This window comes from Rhodococcus sp. ARC_M5, assembly GCF_022810405.1.
Taxonomy (GTDB): domain Bacteria; phylum Actinomycetota; class Actinomycetes; order Mycobacteriales; family Mycobacteriaceae; genus Rhodococcoides; species Rhodococcoides navarretei.
The window spans coordinates 71,043-89,075 of sequence record NZ_JALGQE010000018.1; the positions used below are offsets into that span (position 1 = coordinate 71,043).

The 18,033-nt window shown below is 65.4% G+C and carries 18 protein-coding genes; 8 read left to right on the plus strand and 10 right to left on the minus strand.

The annotated features are described in order from the left end of the window. Position 1 precedes the first annotated feature (1 nt). The 3 genes from MTX34_RS21525 to MTX34_RS21535 form a co-directional block, all read right to left on the minus strand. Positions 2-1,717: a DUF222 domain-containing protein gene (locus MTX34_RS21525; protein ID WP_308198554.1), complete on the minus strand. Its 1,716-nt coding sequence runs from the start codon at positions 1,715-1,717 to the stop codon at positions 2-4. A 49-nt stretch (positions 1,718-1,766) separates the two neighbouring features. Then, positions 1,767-2,168 (minus strand): DUF6855 family protein, encoded by a 402-nt coding sequence (locus MTX34_RS21530; protein ID WP_243610749.1) that lies wholly within the window; start codon positions 2,166-2,168, stop codon positions 1,767-1,769. A gap of 109 nt (positions 2,169-2,277) precedes the next feature. After that, positions 2,278-2,415: a hypothetical protein gene (locus MTX34_RS21535; protein ID WP_243610750.1), complete on the minus strand. Its 138-nt coding sequence runs from the start codon at positions 2,413-2,415 to the stop codon at positions 2,278-2,280. 224 nt (positions 2,416-2,639) lie between these two features. On the opposite strand from MTX34_RS21535, the gene MTX34_RS21540 reads away from it, so the two are divergent. After that, complete coding sequence (locus tag MTX34_RS21540; protein ID WP_243610751.1) at positions 2,640-3,710, plus strand: ABC transporter ATP-binding protein; 1,071 nt, start codon at positions 2,640-2,642, stop codon at positions 3,708-3,710. Positions 3,711-3,765: 55 nt separating this feature from the next. Here MTX34_RS21540 and MTX34_RS21545 read toward each other — a convergent pair whose 3' ends face one another. Then, positions 3,766-4,788: an aspartate-semialdehyde dehydrogenase gene (locus MTX34_RS21545; RefSeq protein WP_243610752.1), complete on the minus strand. Its 1,023-nt coding sequence runs from the start codon at positions 4,786-4,788 to the stop codon at positions 3,766-3,768. 3 nt (positions 4,789-4,791) lie between these two features. After that, complete coding sequence (locus MTX34_RS21550) at positions 4,792-6,057, minus strand: aspartate kinase (protein ID WP_037187823.1); 1,266 nt, start codon at positions 6,055-6,057, stop codon at positions 4,792-4,794. A gap of 148 nt (positions 6,058-6,205) precedes the next feature. Between MTX34_RS21550 and MTX34_RS26050 the strand changes: the two genes are divergently transcribed. The 3 genes from MTX34_RS26050 (at position 6,206) to MTX34_RS21565 (ending at position 10,430) form a co-directional block, all read left to right on the plus strand. Further along, positions 6,206-7,882, plus strand: coding sequence for an FUSC family protein (locus MTX34_RS26050; protein ID WP_243610753.1), 1,677 nt, complete (start codon positions 6,206-6,208; stop codon positions 7,880-7,882). A 151-nt stretch (positions 7,883-8,033) separates the two neighbouring features. After that, positions 8,034-9,845: a 2-isopropylmalate synthase gene (gene leuA / locus MTX34_RS21560; RefSeq protein WP_243594230.1), complete on the plus strand. Its 1,812-nt coding sequence runs from the start codon at positions 8,034-8,036 to the stop codon at positions 9,843-9,845. A 207-nt stretch (positions 9,846-10,052) separates the two neighbouring features. Beyond that, positions 10,053-10,430: an SHOCT domain-containing protein gene (locus MTX34_RS21565; protein ID WP_243610754.1), complete on the plus strand. Its 378-nt coding sequence runs from the start codon at positions 10,053-10,055 to the stop codon at positions 10,428-10,430. On the opposite strand, the gene MTX34_RS21570 is transcribed toward MTX34_RS21565, so the two are convergent. Next, complete coding sequence (locus MTX34_RS21570) at positions 10,399-11,310, minus strand: LysR family transcriptional regulator (RefSeq protein ID WP_243610755.1); 912 nt, start codon at positions 11,308-11,310, stop codon at positions 10,399-10,401. The genes MTX34_RS21565 and MTX34_RS21570 overlap by 32 nt on opposite strands. Before the next feature lie 72 nt (positions 11,311-11,382). Here MTX34_RS21570 and MTX34_RS21575 point away from each other — a divergent pair, with 72 nt between their 5' ends. The 3 genes from MTX34_RS21575 (at position 11,383) to MTX34_RS21585 (ending at position 14,324) form a co-directional block, all read left to right on the plus strand. Next, positions 11,383-12,279, plus strand: a complete 897-nt coding sequence (locus MTX34_RS21575) for an EamA family transporter (protein ID WP_243610756.1) — start codon at positions 11,383-11,385, stop codon at positions 12,277-12,279. Positions 12,280-12,364: 85 nt separating this feature from the next. After that, on the plus strand, positions 12,365-13,627 hold the full coding sequence (locus MTX34_RS21580; RefSeq protein WP_243610757.1) for a Mur ligase family protein: 1,263 nt from the start codon (positions 12,365-12,367) through the stop codon (positions 13,625-13,627). After that, a complete protein-coding gene (locus MTX34_RS21585) occupies positions 13,620-14,324 on the plus strand; it encodes a type 1 glutamine amidotransferase (RefSeq protein ID WP_243610758.1) in 705 nt (234 codons plus the stop codon). The genes MTX34_RS21580 and MTX34_RS21585 overlap by 8 nt, the downstream gene beginning before the upstream one ends. A gap of 20 nt (positions 14,325-14,344) precedes the next feature. Here the strand turns inward: MTX34_RS21585 and MTX34_RS21590 are convergent, their stop codons facing one another. The 3 genes from MTX34_RS21590 to MTX34_RS21600 all read right to left on the minus strand — a co-directional run bounded on the left by MTX34_RS21590 (position 14,345) and on the right by MTX34_RS21600 (position 16,397). After that, a complete protein-coding gene (locus MTX34_RS21590) occupies positions 14,345-15,379 on the minus strand; it encodes a type IV toxin-antitoxin system AbiEi family antitoxin domain-containing protein (protein WP_243610759.1) in 1,035 nt (344 codons plus the stop codon). 94 nt (positions 15,380-15,473) lie between these two features. After that, positions 15,474-16,082: a recombination mediator RecR gene (recR, locus tag MTX34_RS21595; protein ID WP_027494532.1), complete on the minus strand. Its 609-nt coding sequence runs from the start codon at positions 16,080-16,082 to the stop codon at positions 15,474-15,476. A 3-nt stretch (positions 16,083-16,085) separates the two neighbouring features. Continuing rightward, positions 16,086-16,397: a YbaB/EbfC family nucleoid-associated protein gene (locus tag MTX34_RS21600; protein ID WP_243610760.1), complete on the minus strand. Its 312-nt coding sequence runs from the start codon at positions 16,395-16,397 to the stop codon at positions 16,086-16,088. Positions 16,398-16,546: 149 nt separating this feature from the next. On the opposite strand from MTX34_RS21600, the gene MTX34_RS21605 reads away from it, so the two are divergent. Continuing rightward, positions 16,547-17,197, plus strand: coding sequence for a hypothetical protein (locus MTX34_RS21605; protein WP_243610761.1), 651 nt, complete (start codon positions 16,547-16,549; stop codon positions 17,195-17,197). Here MTX34_RS21605 and MTX34_RS21610 read toward each other — a convergent pair. Continuing rightward, positions 17,194-17,628, minus strand: coding sequence for an SRPBCC family protein (locus MTX34_RS21610; RefSeq protein ID WP_243610762.1), 435 nt, complete (start codon positions 17,626-17,628; stop codon positions 17,194-17,196). The two genes, MTX34_RS21605 and MTX34_RS21610, sit on opposite strands and share 4 nt — an antisense overlap. Between the last annotated feature and the right edge of the window lie 405 nt (positions 17,629-18,033).

Below are 18,033 nucleotides of genomic sequence, written 5' to 3' on the forward strand. Positions count from 1 at the left end.
CTCACGCAGCTCGTTGCTTTCGACGGTGGTAGCTGGGGATGGGTTGCCTTGTGGGATCGATGGATTCGGGTGGGATGGCGTAGGGGTGTCCGTCGTCGCCCATGAGTAGCTGCCAGTCGCCGTGGTGGACGAGGCGGTGGCATTCTCCGCAGACCAGCGCGAGGTTGTTCAGGTCGGTGCGGCCGCCGTGTTCCCAGAATCTGACGTGGTGGGCTTGGCACCACTGTGCGGGGCGGCCGCACATCACGCAGCAGGTGTCGCGGATGGTCAAGGCGATGCGTTGGTCGTCGGAGGCGAGTCTGGTGGTTCGTCCGAGCGCGAGTGGAACGCCGTTGTGGTCGACGATGACGGGGGTCAGGTCGGCGTCACAGGTGACGAGCTCGGCGAGGGAGCGACTGATCGGGCCGGTCCAGTCGAAGTGGAACGGCCAGTCCGCGTCGCCCGGCTCGGGCGGAGACTTCTCCCCGGCTCTGTTCCCACCGGCACCACCACCGGTTGCAGCGTCGCCGCGAACAGCCGCGTCGCCCGGCCCGGGCACAGACTCCTGCCCGGCACCACCCTCACCGGCTGCTGCATCGCCGCGAAGACCGGCGTCGCCCGGCTCGGGCACAGACTCCTGCCGGGCACCAATGTCACCACCGGCCGCCGCTCCGCCGCGAGCAGCGCTGTCAGGACGCTGGACAGTGCCAGGGGTGCCGTCACCGCCGTCCGAAGATCCCTCCGCGATCGTGCTGGCGTCGACTGAATCCGTTGCTGTACAACAGGACTCCTTCCTTCCGCCGTGGGCGAGCAAGTCCCGCAGCGGAACGATCAGGTGCACCGACGCTCGCGACCCGCCCGCCGACCCGCGAGCGCTACCGCGTAGGTGTCGATCGAGGATCTGATCGAGTGCATCGGCCCGGCGCTTCGATGGGCTACGAGGGTCGCGCTCGCCACCGGGTCCTGGCCGCGGTGCCGCCAACTCCGACAGGGCGGTGAGCAGCTTCTCTGCCAGCAGCCGGTCGACGTCGCCACCGACCTGAAAGCGGCCGTTGGCCAGAGGATGCAGGCCGAATCGGTTCAGGTCCGCGTTCTCCGACACCGGTCGCGGTGCGGGCGTCGGCGAAACAGGCTCAGGTGCAGGCGGTTCCGGATCGGGCGGCCTACCGGTCGAGGTCGCGGCATCATCTCTCCACCGCTCCTGATCCCGCTGTTCCTGTTCCTGCCGTTCTTGTTCGCGGCGTTGCTTCTCGACTTTCTCGTGTCGTGCTCGGGCGTCCTCCGCGGCAGCATGCGCCAATGCCTGCGCGCGGGAGCTCACCTGGCCGGCGGTGCTGCGCATCGCGGTGTCGAGGAGTTCGGCGACGATTGCGTCGCAGCGATCTTCACCCAAGGTCGGGTCGGCGACCAACACGGTGTCGTATCCCTCGGCGATCGCTACGGCGTGCGCGGCGTGAATCTCACCGCAGGCGAGGGCGTCGAGCACGGTGTGGTGATCGTGCAGCCAGTATCCCAGTGCGTTCTGGCGGGCGGCTGATCCGTCGGTGATCCGAACCGATCGGGCGTACCAGCGGGTGACGGACGAGTGCCCGAGCTTCATCGCCAATCCGCGTCGGTCGATCTCGGCCAGCAGCATCAATCGCTTTGCAGCCAAAGCGTTTTCGAGGGAAGTCACGTCAGCGAGCTCGGAGACCAAATCCTGGTCACCGAGCCCGAACACATCCCCCCATGTCTTCACACCACAAAAGCTATACCCGCCCACCGACAGACTTTTTTCGACGACTCCCCTAGAGGGCACGCATACTGTTGTTCCGCGCATTGTGGGTCAATTCCGCCAGGCCGAGCTCTTCGAGGAGCGGCGGCAGATACATTCCGAAGCGGCCGCGATATCCGTTCCTGAGCCCGTACCAGCCGCCGACCGGGTTGTCGGGCGAGCGCCCCCACGCTTCGACCGTGCCCGAAGCAGCCGGCTTCTTCTCGTCCGAGGCACCGAGCAATACCCACTCGGCCCGCTCGGTGAGCCAGCCGTGCAGATCTTCGACTGCCTCGATGCGGTACCGCAGGGTTGTCGACCCCACCTGGCATACGAGGGCGGGTGGCTCGTGGGCGGGATCGCGATACATGGTGTACGCCGATGTGCCGGGGGCTGTGGTGAGAGTCCAGGGATCGGATGTGGTTCCACTGCCCATTGCCAGGGTCCGTTCCGTTGTCGAGTGCGCTACGCGGCAGGGTCAGTGTGGGCCGACCTGCCTGTGAACGCAACAGGCTCCCGACCTCGGAAAGGTTGGGGTAGGAGCGTCAGGGAGCGACGGTGCGGTACAGCAACATCAATTCGTGGTCCTCGTGGTCCTCGTGGTCCTCGTGGTCCTCGTGGTCCTCGTGGTCGAGCATGTGGCGGTGCCACGTGTACCCCTGCAACTCATTGGAACCGCCCATGTCGTGCCCACCGTCGTCGACGCCACCGGGAGGGCCGCAGCACCGGCAGCGACTGCGGCGACGGCCGGCCCTCGCAGGGCGGTTCGTCTGGACACAGAGCCGCTCGCCCGGCCATCTCTCTCCTGGTTGTGATCGGGGACATACTATGTGCTCGTCGGCTTCCGCCGTCACCCCACACTCGGATCGTCCGGCACGTTCCTGCCGGTGGAGGGATCTATTTCGTCATGGCAACAATCTCGTTCGAGCGAACGACCAGGCTTTTTCCCGGGTCCGACACCCCCGCGGTGAACGAGCTCGACCTGCACATCGAGGACGGTGAGTTCCTCGTTCTGGTCGGCCCCTCCGGCTGCGGCAAGTCGACGTCGCTCCGTATGCTCGCCGGGCTGGAGGAGGTCAACTCGGGACGCATCCTCATCGGCGGCAAGGATGTCACCAATTCCGAACCCAAGGATCGCGACATCGCGATGGTGTTCCAGAACTACGCGCTGTACCCGCACATGACCGTCGCCGAGAACATGGGGTTTGCGCTCAAGCTGGCGAAGGCGAACAAGGAAGACATTCGCACTCGCGTCGAGGAGGCTGCGAAGCTGCTCGATCTGGAGCCGTACCTCGACCGCAAGCCCAAGGCGCTGTCGGGCGGTCAGCGTCAGCGAGTTGCCATGGGCCGCGCCATCGTTCGGCAGCCGCAGGTGTTCCTCATGGACGAGCCTCTGAGCAACCTCGACGCCAAACTCAGGGTTCAGACGCGGACGCAGATAGCTCAGTTGCAGCGTCGGCTCGGCACCACGACCGTGTACGTCACCCACGATCAGGTCGAGGCCATGACGATGGGCGATCGCGTCGCCGTCCTGAAAGGTGGTGTGCTGCAACAGTGCGCCACTCCGCGCGAGCTGTATCGCACCCCGGTCAATGCATTCGTCGCCGGGTTCATGGGCTCACCGTCGATGAACCTGTTCCGCGCGCCGGTCACCGACGGCGGCGTCCGTCTGGCCGATCAGGTGATTCCGGTGCCGCGTCAGACCCTCGGTTCTGCCACCGAGGTGATGTTCGGTATTCGGCCCGAGCACATCGAGATCGCGAGCAGCGGAATTGCTCTCGAGATCGACGTCGTCGAGGAACTCGGTTCCGAGGCCTTCGTGTTCGGACGCGCGGACATCAACGGCACTACCGAATCGATCGTCGCTCGGGCCGACTGGCGCAGCCCACCCGAGAAGGGCGACCGCGTCCATGTCCGCATCGACGACGCGCACGCGCATATCTTCGACGCCTCCGCCGAAGGTCACCGCCTGAACTGACCACTCCCGTCGTGCGCGTTGTGCGTAGCTCCAGCTACGCACAACGCGCACGACGTCAGACCAGCAATTCGGCGATCTGAATGGTGTTGAGCGCGGCACCCTTACGCAGGTTGTCTCCCGAGACGAACAGCGCCAATCCGCGGCCCTCGGGAACGCCCGGGTCCTGACGGATGCGGCCGACGAGGGAATCGTCCGCGCCTGCGGCCTGCAAAGGCGTCGGCACATCGACCAGCGAGACACCGGGTGCCGAGGCCAGCAATTCACGAGCACGTTCCACCGAGAGCGGACGATCGAACTCGGCGTTGATCGACAGCGAGTGGCCGGTGAACACCGGCACGCGCACGCACGTGCCGCTGACCAGCAGGTCCGGCAGGCCGAGAATCTTCCGCGATTCGTTGCGCAGCTTCTGGTCCTCGTCGGTTTCGCCGGATCCGTCGTCCACCAACGCGCCGGCCAGCGGCAGGACGTTGAAAGCGATGGGCGCGACGTACTTGTTCGGGGCCGGGAAATCCACCGACGAACCGTCGTGCACCAGCTTTTCGACGTCGCCCATGACGGCGCGCGCCTGGGTGGCGAGTTCCTCGACACCGGCGAGTCCACTACCGGAGACGGCCTGGTAACTCGAGACGATCAGACGCTGCAGGCCTGCTTCGTCGTGCAGCACCTTGAGCACCGGCATCGCGGCCATGGTGGTGCAGTTGGGGTTGGCGATGATGCCGCGGGGCGGGTTCTTCGCTGCCTCGGGGTTGACCTCGCTGACCACCAGCGGCACGTCGGAGTCCTTGCGAAACGCAGACGAGTTGTCGATGACGGTGGCACCTGCCGCGGCGAATCGCGGTGCCTGCTCGCGCGAGAGGGTGGCACCCGCCGAGAACAGTGCGATGTCGATTCCGGTGAGGTCTGCGGTGGACGCGTCCTCGACGACGATCTCCTCACCGCGGAACGGCAACTTCTTGCCCGCCGAACGAGCAGAGGCGAAGAATCGAACCGTGTCGGCGGGGAAGTTGCGCTCCTCCAACAGGGTTCGCATGACAGCACCGACCTGGCCGGTAGCTCCTACGACTGCAACTGTGGTCATCTTCTATCGTCCTGTCCCTGCGTGTACGACGGCTTCTTCGTCGCCGCCGAGATCGAAGGCGGCGTGCAAAACGCGCACGGCCTCGTCCAGCTCAGTGTCGTTGACCAGCACCGAGATACGGATCTCGGAGGTGCTGATGAGGTCGATGTTGACGCCTGCCTCGGCCAGCGCCTCGCAGAAAGTCGCCGTGACGCCGGGGTGGGTCTTCATTCCTGCGCCGACGAGCGAGACCTTGCCGATGTGGTCGTCGTAGAGCACCTGCGCGAAGCCGATCTCGGACTGCAGCTTGGTCAGCTTCTCCACGGCCGTCGGACCGTCCGACTTGGGGCAGGTGAAGGTGATGTCGGTCTTTCCGGTGTCGATCTTGGAGACGTTCTGCAGCACCATGTCGATGTTGATCTCCGCGTCGGCGACGGCGCGGAAGATCTTGCCCGCGTAACCCGGCGAATCGGGGATGCCGACGACGGTGACCTTCGCCTCGCTGCGATCGTGTGCGACGCCGGTGAGAATTGCTTCTTCCACTGGAATGTCCTCCATAGATCCGGAGACGATCGTTCCGGGTTTTGTGGTGTACGACGAGCGCACATGAACGGGAACGTTGTAGCGACGGGCATATTCGACGCAGCGCAGCATCAGCACTTTCGCACCGCAGGCCGCCATCTCCAGCATCTCCTCGAACGAGACGGTGTCGAGGTGCCGAGCGTTGGGCACGATGCGCGGATCGGCGGTGAAGATGCCGTCGACGTCGGTGTAGATCTCGCAGACGTCTGCGTTCAGTGCTGCGGCGAGCGCAACGGCGGTGGTGTCCGATCCACCGCGCCCGAGCGTGGTGACGTCCTTGCTGTCCTGGCTGACGCCCTGGAATCCGGCGACGAGGACGATCGAGCCCTCGTCGAGTGCGCTGCGTACGCGTCCCGGGGTGACGTCGATGATCTTGGCGTTGCCGTGCACGCTGGTGGTGACGACGCCAGCCTGGGAGCCAGTGAACGACCGAGCCTCGGCACCGAGCGAGTGGATGGCCATCGCGACCAGCGCGTTGGAGATGCGTTCACCCGAGGTGAGCAGCATGTCCATCTCGCGGGCCGGCGGTGCCGGGCACACCTGCTGAGCCAGGTCGAGCAGTTCGTCGGTGGTGTCGCCCATGGCCGACACGACCACGACGACGTCGTTGCCTGCCTTCTTGGTCTCGACGATTCGTTCAGCGACGCGTCGGATACGTTCGGCGGTCCCCACCGACGATCCACCGTACTTCTGGACGATGAGAGCCACGCGTATTACCTCCGCTGGATAGCCGACAACCGTTCGATTGTCCGCGGGTCACCTTACCGAGCGAGCGGCCCGAACAGTGGTCCGGGTAGCTCCGAGCTGGGAGTTCAGGGTGGTTCGCCTGCGGATATGCCTGTCCTAACATGTTCGAGTGACCGTTCCCGAGCATCGCCCACCCCCGCCGGCTCGAGGTCTGAAGGTGCTCTTCGGGCTTCCCGCTGTCGGCCGTCGTTGGCCCGGTGGACTGCGCTCGGCTCTCGCGTTCGGGATCCCCGCGATCGCGGCGTGGGTGCTCGGATTCCACGCCGAGGCACTGCTGGTGGTCTCGGGCAGTTTCGCCGTCATCTACGGAGAAGGTCGTCCCTACCGCTCGCGATGGTGGGTGGTTCCGACCGCGGGCGGTGCGTTGACGGCGTCGGTGTGGCTCGGCGCAACGGCCGGGCAGATGGCGCTCGATCTCGGCAACACCGGCTGGGCGCAGATGATCCCGGTGGCGGTGCTGTCACTGCTGGCTCTCGTCGCGGTGTACGTCATAGCCGCGCTGCGACTGGGACCGCCGGGAGCGTTCTTCTTCGTGCTGGTGTGCGCGGTGTCGTCGTACGTCCCCGGAGCCGGCATCGGTGCCGGGCACGCAGCGGCCTGTGCGGCCATCGGTGTCGCGTCGGCGCTGCTGGTGGCGATGTCAGGGGTGCTGTGGGATCCGCGTGGACCCGAGCGCGAGGCCGTCGGGGCCGCGGTGGGTGCCATCGAGGAATACACGGGCTCGCCGACGGCGTCTGCCGCCGACCGTCACGCGGCCGCCGCGCGTCTGCATTCGGCCTGGTCTGCGGTGTACGACGCGGGTGCCGCGCGGTTGTCGTCGAGGCCGGTTCTGGTTCGGAGATTGTTCGACGCGCACCTGGCTTTCGCGGCGACGATCTCCGAACGGGCGGATCCGGATCGCGCGGTCGACGCCGTGCCCGATCAGCTGCCGCTGGCTCGGCCGGGCGTCGGGTATCGGTTGCGGCGCTCGCTGCATCGGGACTCGCATGCGGCCTCTACGGCCATGCGGGTGTTCTGCGCGGCAGCGGCCGCGGGCAGTCTCAGCGTCGCGCTGGGTCTGAGCCGACCGGACTGGGCGATCCTCGGTGCCGTTCTGGTCTTGCAGCAGGGTCCCGATCGGGTGCACGGCACCTATCGGGGACTGCAGCGGCTCGGCGGAACTCTCGCCGGCGTGGCGTTGTTCTCGGCCATCTTCCTCTCCCCGCTGACCGGCCTGGCCGTCATCGTGGTGCTGATGGTGTTGCAGTTCGCGATCGAGGTGTCGGTGGCGCGCAACTACGGCCTGGCGGTCACGTTCATCACCCCGCTGGCCCTGCTGATGGGGACGCTCACGCACCCGGGGGCCGTGTTGCAGGACATCGTCGTCGACCGGATCGTGGAAACGACGGTGGGCGTGGCTTTCGCCTTCGCGGCCCTGTGGCTGCTGCTTCCCGCGGCGTTTCGTCGCACTCTGAGGTGGTCCGACGGCCGAGTTCTGTCGCTTTCTGCCGAACTGTTGACGGTGGTGCGCACCGAGGACGTGGCTGCGGCGAAAGCTCTCGCTGTGCGGCGGGACGTTCAGTTCGAGCTCGTCGGGTCCGCTCTCGCAGGTGCCGAGGCCGCGCACAACGATCGGCGGTGGGCGCACCGGGTGTGGGCCCAGCACGCCGAGGTCGACCGCCTCGGGTACCAGCTGCTCGCGCACTGTTGGACGGTGACCGACGTCGGACGAATGGATGACATCGAGCAGTGGCAACGACGACTCGACGTGGTGACCACAGAATTCGACGCGTCAACCCAGGGGTGAGCCGTCGGCGAGCGGTAGTACACTCGGCCCATGCTGCGAGCTCTCCTTCTTAACAGCCGCGACGGGGTCTGAGACCAGACTGGCTTCCCGTCGCGGGGTTCGTTGCGCCGGTCGAACACATTGCTCTGATCTGTACGGAGAGACGAAGACCATGTCACCAGCCGACGCATTCACCTCGGGATCTCGCACCATCACCCCGCCCTCGCGGCCCGCTCCCAGCGACCAGCCTGCGTGGAACACCCAGAAGAACTCCTCGATGCCCACGTTCCGCTATCGGCCGTTCGCCGAGGAAGTGGAGCCGATCACCCTCCCCGACCGCACGTGGCCGGACAAGATCATCGACCGGACGCCGCAGTGGTGCGCCGTGGATCTGCGCGACGGCAACCAGGCGTTGATCGACCCGATGAGCCCGGCCCGCAAGCGCCGGATGTTCGACCTGCTCGTCCGCATGGGCTACAAGCAGATCGAGGTCGGCTTCCCGTCGGCCAGCCAGACCGACTTCGACTTCGTCCGCGAGATCATCGAGGACGGCGCGATTCCCGACGACGTCACCATCCAGGTGTTGACGCAGTGCCGCCCCGAGCTGATCGAACGCACCTTCGTCGCGTGCGAGGGTGCCCGCAGCGTCATCGTGCACTTCTACAACTCGACGTCCATCCTGCAGCGACGCGTGGTGTTCCGGGCCGAGCGTGATGTCATCAAGAAGATCGCCACCGACGGTGCCCGCAAGGTCCTCGAAGAAGCAGCCAAGTTCCCCGATACCGACTGGCGCTACGAGTACTCCCCCGAGTCGTACACCGGCACCGAGCTCGCCTACGCCAAAGAGGTGTGCGACGCGGTCACCGCGATCATCGATCCCACCCCCGCCAAGCCACTGATTCTGAATCTGCCTGCCACCGTCGAGATGGCGACGCCCAACGTCTACGCGGACTCGATCGAGTGGATGAGCCGCAATCTCGATCGCCGCGACAGCATCGTGCTGTCACTGCATCCGCACAACGACCGCGGAACCGGGGTCGCTGCAGCAGAACTCGGCTACCAGGCCGGCGCAGACCGCATCGAGGGCTGCCTGTTCGGCAACGGCGAACGCACCGGCAACGTCTGCCTGGTCACGCTCGGGCTGAACCTGTTCACCCGCGGCGTCGATCCGCAGATCGACTTCTCCAACATCGACGAAATTCGCCGAACGGTGGAGTACTGCAACCAGCTGCCCGTCGCCGAGCGTCACCCCTACGGCGGCGACCTGGTCTACACGGCCTTCTCCGGCAGCCACCAGGACGCCATCAACAAGGGCCTGGACGCGATGAAAGTCACTGCGGACGAACAAGGTACGGACATCGGAGATGTCACCTGGCAGGTTCCGTACCTGCCCGTCGACCCGAAGGATGTCGGTCGCACCTACGAGGCGGTCATCCGCGTCAACTCGCAGTCGGGCAAGGGCGGCGTCGCGTACATCATGAAGTCCGATCACGGACTGAACCTGCCGCGTCGACTGCAGATCGAGTTCTCCCAGGCCGTGCAGCGCATCACCGACGGCGAGGGCGGCGAGGTCTCGCCCAAGGAGATGTGGGACGTCTTCGCCGAGGAGTACCTGACCCCGATCCGGCCGCTCGAGCGCATCAAGCAGTCGGTACAGGCTGCAGAGGTGGACGGCGGAACCGACACGATCGTCGCGACGGTGAAGGTCGACGGCGTCGAGCAGGAAATCTCCGGATCCGGCAACGGACCCCTCGCCTCGTTCGTCGACGCGCTGTCCACCATCGGCTACGACGTCAGCGTCCTCGACTATTCCGAGCACGCGATGTCCGCAGGCGACGATGCTCAGGCCGCGGCCTACGTCGAAGCCTCTGTCACCTCTCCTGATGGAATCGCCACCACCGTGTGGGGCGTTGGAATCGCGACGTCGATCACCACCGCCTCACTGCGCGCAGTGGTCTCGGCTGTGAACCGCGCACTGAAATAAGTTCGCTGCTCGACGGCACGCCGCTCACCTTTCGGGGTGGGCGGCGTGTTGCATTGTGGAGCCCTCACGAAACGACAGCGGGCGCGGTCGATGCGTGGCTCACTCGGATCTCCGGTCACCGAAAGGGACCAAAGACCCGTGTGCACGGGTGCCGCTAATGCCACACTGGATCTGCCGTCGGGGCACCTTAGAGAATGGAAGTTCGCCATGGACTCTTTCTGGGATTTTCTTTGGCTTCTCATCGTCGGGTTCGCCTTCGTGGCCTACCTGATGGTGATGTTCTCGATCATCGGAGACCTCTTCCGTGACCACAAGACATCCGGGGTCGTCAAGGCCCTGTGGGTGCTCTTCCTCATCATCGCGCCGTTCTTCACCGCGCTGGTCTACCTCATTGCCAACGGCAGCAACATGGCCAAGCGTCAAGTTGCTGCCCTGCAGCACGCCAAGGACCAGCAGGAGGAGTACATCAAGCACGTGGCCGGACGGTCGGCATCGGAGGAGATCGCACACGCAAAAGTGTTGCTGGACAACGGAACCATCGACCAGGACGAGTTCAGGACGCTGAAGGCCAAAGCCCTGTCCTGAACTCCGCTTCCGCCCTGAACGCGTCGAGCACAGCGGCGATCGCGGGCAGTCGTGCGGCTGCGGGCCTCGTCGCGAGTTCGTAGATTCGGCCGGCCCGCACACCGGACAGCTCTCGACGCACCAGACCCGGATGCACGACGGCATAGCGCGGCATCAAGGCCACGCCGTGCCCAGCGGCGACGAGGGTTTCGGTCACTCGAAAGTCGTTGATCCGTTGAACGACTCTCGGCTGCACCCCGGTCACGGCGGCCACCGAGAGCAGCACATCGTCGACCGGAAAACCACCGCGAACGCTGATCCATCGCTCGTCGATCAGACTCCTCAGATCGATCGAATCTTGCTGCGCCAGTGCGTGATCGAGAGGCAACACCAGATCGATGGGTTCACGCATCAGGGTCGTCACGTCGATCCGTGGACCCGCCGTCGACGGAGCCCGATCGTCCCGGTGGGTGAGTACCACGTCGTAGTCGGCGAGTAGTTCGGGCACCGAGGATGCCGGCAGATCCTCGTCGCGGGCGTCGATGTCGACGTCCGAGCCCGCGAGACGGGTCAACACTCCAGGCAGGAGCAGCGCGGCACCGGACGGGAACAGTGCCACGCGGACGCGTCCCCGCGGCGAGGCTCGATAGCGGTCCATCTCCGCTGCCGCGCGGGCCAGAGCAGCGAGAACATCGTCGGTTCGCAGCACCAAGGCACGACCGGCGTCGGTGAGGCGCAGCCGACGGCCGTCGGGCTCGAGCAGTGTCACGCCGGCCTCGCGAGCCAGCAACTTGAGCTGTTGAGACACTGCCGACGGAGTCATCGACAACGCGTCGGCGACCGCGGCAACGGTTCCACGGTCGGCAAGTTCCGCCAGGATCCGGAGCCGCTCCACGTTCATGCAGAAAATCTTAACTGTCTATGCGGATATATTCGATTGTGCTGATCATTTGCTCCCGTCACGATTGACGGCATGACCACCCGCGACCGCCTGCTCGGATTGACCGTCGCCGTGCTGTGGGGGCTGAACTTCCTCGCCATCCGCGTCGGGCTCGACCACTTCCCGCCCTTCTTCTTCGCCGCGCTGCGGTTCCTGGTGATCGCCGTTCCGGTCGTGATCTTTGTCCCGCGGCCGAAGGTGCCCCTGAAGTGGTTGCTGCTCTACGGCTTCGGATTCGGCTTTCTTCAGTTCGCCTTCCTGTTCGCGGCGATGGCGGCAGGCATGCCCACCGGGTTGGCGTCGCTCGTATTGCAGTCGTCCGCGCCGTTCACCGTCGTTCTCGGCGCGCTGTTACTACGCGAACACGTCAGCCGCAGGCAGGCGATCGGCATCGGTGTGGCCGTCCTCGGCATGGTCCTCATCGGGTGGGATCGTGCCCAGAACGCCACCCTGCTGCCGGTGATCCTCACTCTCCTCGCCGGCCTCGGCTGGGCATTCGGCAACCTGGGAAATCGACTCGCCAAGTCCGATTCCCCGATGACGCTGATGCTCTGGATGACCGTCATCCCGCCCGTGCCGATGCTGGCGCTCTCGGCGATCACCGAGGGTCCGAGCACCGGCTGGCACGCCCTCGCCGACTCGTTCGGTCCGCAGGGCTGGCCCGGGCTGGTCGCGTTGGCGTACATCGTGATTCCCGCCACCATCATCGGTAGCGGCCTGTGGAGCATCCTGATGAGCCGCAACCCCGCAGGACTGGTCGCACCGTTCTCACTGCTGGTTCCCGTGGTGGGCATCGCCGGTGCCTGGATCTTCCTGGGCGAGAACCCGTCCGTGCTGGCCCTGATCGGCGGTGCCGTCGTGATCGGCGGCTGCCTCGGCGGTATGGCCGTCCGGCGGCCCGCCGAAGTGCAGGAGAAAGCGCCGGTGTGAGGGGCGGGAGTGGAGCCTGCGGAACGACCCAGGGGTAGAAACCGCCGACGTGAAACTGCACGCTCTTTTGTGCCAGACTCGGCGGATGGTTGAAGTGGGTGAGCGCAGACGTATCGGCGCACGTGGCCGCGTGGCACTGCGCGCGGCGGAGCTGGCGACCTGGGCGTCCCGTAAAGCAGGCCGCGGTAAGGGATCGATGATCGGCGGGCTCGTCGCCCTCAAGATCGATCCGAACATCCTCGGCGGACTCGGCCGTGGTCGACGCACCGTCATCGTCACCGGCACCAACGGCAAGTCCACCACCACCAGAATGACCGCCGCAGCCCTGGCCACCCTCGGCGACGTGGCCACCCAGGCGGACGGCGCGAACATGGACGCGGGCATCGTCGCCGCCCTGCACGCGCACTTCGACGCCGAACTGGCTGCCCTCGAAGTCGACGAACTGCACGTCCCGCATGTGTCCGACGCGGTGGACCCGGCGGCCATCGTGTTGCTCAATCTCAGCCGCGATCAGCTCGACCGCGTGGGCGAGATCAACATGATCGAACGTAAGCTGCGCGCCGGATTGGCCCGGCACCCCGAGACCGTCGTCATCGCCAACTGCGACGACGTCCTGGTCACCTCGGCCGCATTCGACGCCCCGAACGTCGTGTGGGTCGCCGCCGGTGGCGGATGGGCGGGCGACTCGGTCAGCTGCCCACGCACGGGCGAACCCATCCTCTGGGAGGGCGAACACTGGTACAGCACCGGCAGCGACTTCAAGCGTCCGACCCCGGATTGGTGGCTGGACGACGAGAACCTCTACGGACCCGACGGACTCGTCCTGCCGATGACGTTGTCGCTACCCGGAAAAGCCAACCGCGGCAACGCAGCTCAAGCAGTAGCCGCCGCGGTGACGCTGGGCGCGACCGCGGAAGATGCGGTCGCAGCCGCGTCGAGCGTCGACGAGGTCGCCGGGCGCTATTCCACCATCCAGTACGGTTCCCATTCCGTCCGAATGCTTCTCGCCAAGAACCCCGCCGGCTGGCAAGAGGCGCTGTCGATGATCGACCCCACCTGCGATGGACTCGTCATCGCCGTCAACGGTCAGGTACCGGACGGCGAGGACCTGTCGTGGCTGTGGGACGTTCGCTTCGAGCATTTCGAGAACGTCGCCGTCGTCGCCGCCGGTGAGCGCGCGACCGACCTGGGAGTGCGGCTCCTCTACGCCGGTTCGCAGCACACCACCATCGCAAATCCGTTGCAGGCCATCGCTTCCTGCCCACCGGGACGCGTCGAGGTACTCGCCAACTACACCGCGTTCCGTGATCTCGGTCGCGCGCTGGCACGTGAGGTGAAGGATGTCTGAGTCCACCGTTCGCATCGGCCTCGTTCTGCCCGACGTGATGGGCACGTACGGAGACAACGGCAACGCGCTCATTCTGCGACAGCGGCTGCGCATGCGCGAGATCGACGCCGAGGTCGTGCAGATCACCCTCAGCGATCCGGTTCCCGATTCACTCGACGTGTATACCCTTGGTGGAGCCGAGGATTCGGCTCAACGCCTGGCAACGCGTCACCTCACCCGATATCCAGGATTGCAGAACGCCGCGGCTCGCGGTGCCCCCGTGCTGGCGATCTGCGCCGCGATCCAGGTACTCGGCCACTGGTACGAGACCTCCGCCGGAGAACGCGTCGACGGCATCTCCCTGTTCGACGTCACCACCGCACCGCAGGCCACACGCTCCATCGGCGAGGTCGTCACCGAACCTGCGCTCGACGGCCTGACGCAGAAACTCACCGGCTTCGAGAACCACCGCGGTGGAACGACTCTCGGCCTTGATGCGTCCCCACTCGCCAAGGTCACCCACGGTGTGGGTAACGGCGTCGGCGACGGCCGCGAAGGCGTCGTACAAGGTTCTGTGATCGGCACGTACATGCACGGCCCGGTTCTCGCCCGAAACCCGGAGTTGGCGGACTACTTGCTGGAGCGGGCCTTGGGGACGACTCTCGCTCCGCTCGAGCTGCCGGAGGTGGCTCGCTTGCGCGAGGAGCGGCTTCGATAGTGCCTGCGGCAGTGGTGCGGTTAAGTGCCCTGGGCGGCACCTGATCGCACCACTGCGCAGCACTTCTCGCACGGATATGACGCGTCCGTCCACCCCTCCCGCACCAAGACCTCGCGTACCTCGCGGTACACCCCACACGGGTCTTGACTCACTTCCTGCCACCCATAGACCAGCCGAGGGCGTTCGCTGAGCTCGGCGGCGTTGTCTCGCAGACGGTCTCGAAACCTGACATTCCTGGCCGAATGGAATTGTCGACCGTCGAGGCGAACGATGAGCCCACCTTCCGAATATTCGACATCCTCGAACAGCACACGATCACCGACGTGATGGGGTGCCTGACGACGCCCGGACGGCAACCCGTGCGCCCGTTCCACATCGGTTGCGTACCTGAATTCGAGTACGGACTGGACGCCACCAGCCAGCAGCGACAGGGCGTCGAGCAGGATCTTCTTGTACCGCCGCGGCCGCCGCAGTTCGATTTTCCGACGCATCGCCGAGACTGAGACTCTCCCGTTCGTCATTGCCGAGACGAAGGCAGCGGACCCCTCGTGCGCCGTCGGAGCGGATACAGCCAAGTCCAAGACCGTGTCTTCTTTACTCGTCCGCCGCAGATCCGTGTCGACACCGATGTGTTCGATGGCCAACGACCGATGCAACACAACGCCGGGATGGATACACGCATTGCTCAGGGAAGTCGGCCTCATCAGGACATGCCGCAACGTCGGTGGCTGGCTGATGGCAGAGCAATTGCGCGGCACAGTCAGGTGGACGGGTCCGGCAGGCCGACGCAACATCCCCCACTCGTGTGCGGCAGTGTCGTGGCTCAGGATTGCGCTGCCGCCTCCGTACAACAAGGCCGCCTGCAGCTCCATATCCCGACTGAGCGGACCGTTGGTCACGCAGATGACGTTGCGAAACACCCGAAGCCACTGACCGGTCTCGACGTGATGACGGACGGACTTCGGAGTGATTCCGCACGCGCGAAGCTGAACGGTGGTCGCTACGCCATGTTGAGCGTCGAGCAGCGAGCGGAGCAGCTGAGTCTCGTTCTCCATGGCGGGATGATGCACCAGGGGTACGACAGTGGCTTCGCCAGTGGCGTGGTTGAGTCCCGCCTAGGGCACTTAACCGCACCACTGCCGCAGGCACTCACATACGTCGACGCCCGGTCAGAGCACGCCCCAGCGTCAGTTCATCGGCGAATTCCAGATCTCCACCCATCGGCAGACCAGATGCGAGACGGGTGATGGCCAAGCCGGGGAAGTCGCGCATCATGCGCACCAGATACGTAGCAGTGGCTTCGCCCTCGGTGTTCGGGTCGGTGGCGATGATGACCTCGGTGACGTCGACGCCATCGTCCTGAGTTCCGACGCGAGTCAACAACTCTCGGATACGCAGCTGATCCGGACCCACACCGTTCAGTGGATCCAGCGCTCCACCGAGCACGTGGTAGCGACCCTTGAATTCGCGCGTACGTTCAACTGCCTGAACATCTTTAGGCTCTTCGACGACGCAGATCATGGACCTGTCACGTCGTGAGTCGGCGCAGATTCGGCACAATTCCTTGTCCGAGACCGTGCCGCACACGATGCAGAACTGCACCCCGTCACGGATACGCTGCAGCGCGCGCATGAGCCGATCCACCTCAGGTGGTTCGACTGCCAGAAGATGAAAGGCTATGCGCTGAGCGCTCTTCGGACCGACCCCGGGAAACTTGCCGAGTTCGTCGATCAGATCCTGAACCGGACCTTCGTACACCGCCTAGAACCCGGGCAGGCCGGGCATGCCACCGAGACCACCAGCGAGGGGGCCGAGCTTTTCGCTCGCGACGTTCTGCGCTGCCTTCGACGCATCGGCGATGGCACCGATCACCAGGTCCTGCAGGGTCTCGACGTCGCCGGGATCGACGACCTTGGGGTCGATGGCCAGTCCGACCACCTCACCGGTTCCCTTGACCGTGGCGACAACGAGTCCGCCGCCCGCCTGGCCGGTCACTTCGGTTTCCGCGATCTCGGCCTGCGCGGCCATCAGCTGCTGCTGCATCTGCTGGGCCTGCTGCAGGATCGATGCCATGTCGGGCTGCTCACCGGGTTGCACTGTGCCGTCCTCTCGCGTGGGTCGAAGCAGACACCAGCGTAGTCGCACGGGGTTCGAGGACTCGCGTCCGCACACGCCCCACGTCTGAGCATCCGTCACTTCTGAGCCCCCCGTAGCCTGAAGGCATGAACGCGCCGGCGAGCCCAACCCCTCGCAAGCGTCGGGTGACTCCCGAGACCATGGCCGAGGCAGGCATTGCACTGACCCTGTCCAAGGTGACGGTGAAGTCTGTGGCCGACAGCCTGGGCGTCTCGATCGTCGCGATCTACAACAACATCGACGATCTGTGCTCCCTCAAGGCCTTGGTGGCAGAGGAGATTCTGCGCCGGTGGTCGCCGCCGCTTCCCGGTGACGACGAATCGATGCACGACGCGTTGCTGTCACTCGCCTCGGCGATGCGCGAGCTGGTGCACACCAACCCGGGCATCGCGGAGTACCTGATCGGCCTGACTCCCAGTTCCATCGACGGCCTTCGGATGGCCGACGTGGTGCAGACGAGCTACCGGCTGCGCTACGACCTCACACCCAAGCAGGCGACATGGACCGTCATCACTGTCGTCGAGCACGCCATTGCATTGGCAGAGATCGTCTACAACGATGCCCGACGCGATCGTGAGTACGACGACGCAATCGCCGCGCGCACCGACCTCGAGACTCTCCCCGGGGCGTACGACACGGTCGACCGTGGACCCGACGGCATGTTTCTGTGGTCGATGCGCACCGTGGTGGTCGGGACCCTGGCACTCATCCAGGATCCCGACTTCGAGAAGGTCTAGATCAACTCGCGGCGCAGATTCTCCAGCGTCGCGGCCTGGATCTTCTTCAGGCCGAGCGGTGCGAACGTCTTCTCGAAGAATCCGCCGATTCCGCCCGCGCCCTTCCATTCCGTCGTCGTGGTGACCGTGGTGCCTGCGCCGTCCGGGGCTACGGACCAGGTGGTGACCATCGAAGAGTTGGCATCGCGTTCGGTGATGGTCGATCCGGTGACGCTGACGGTCGCGGCGACGTTGCGCACTCGCTTCTCGGTGGCCTGCAGGGTCCATGTGGCCACCGTTCCGTCTCCTTGCCCGCCCTGCACCACCTCGTAGTCGCGGTACTGCTCGGGCAGGATGCGAGGGCGCACCGTCTCGTAGTCGGCGAGAGCGGCGAGTACCCGATCGGGCGTGGTGGCGATGGTTGCGGAACTGGATGAACTGACCTGAGCCACGGAAACGTTCTCCTTCTCTAGCGAACGGGATGTGCGTCCATCCTGCCTCCCCTCGGAACCACATTCGGCATCGCGCCGACACATCTGTGACGTGCTTCACAAGTTGAATCTCGCACCCGTAAAACACATGCATGGCCCAACCATTTGTCCCATTTGCTCCGATTCCCCACTCCGATTCGGCAACAGTTGCGTGAAGTTTCACCGGTCGGACGCCGATGCCGGTGGATACCACGCGGTACGAGATATAGCGTCAGTACGTGGCTTCAGTGAATGCTCTTGGGTAAGTCCCGTGGGGTGGTGGACATTCGGTGAGGCGGCGTAGCCGCAGCTCGGGCGTGTCGTACCCGTGTTGTGGGTGGGCCATCGCGTAGTGATGAACGAGTTACCTCTCACAGTGACTCGACC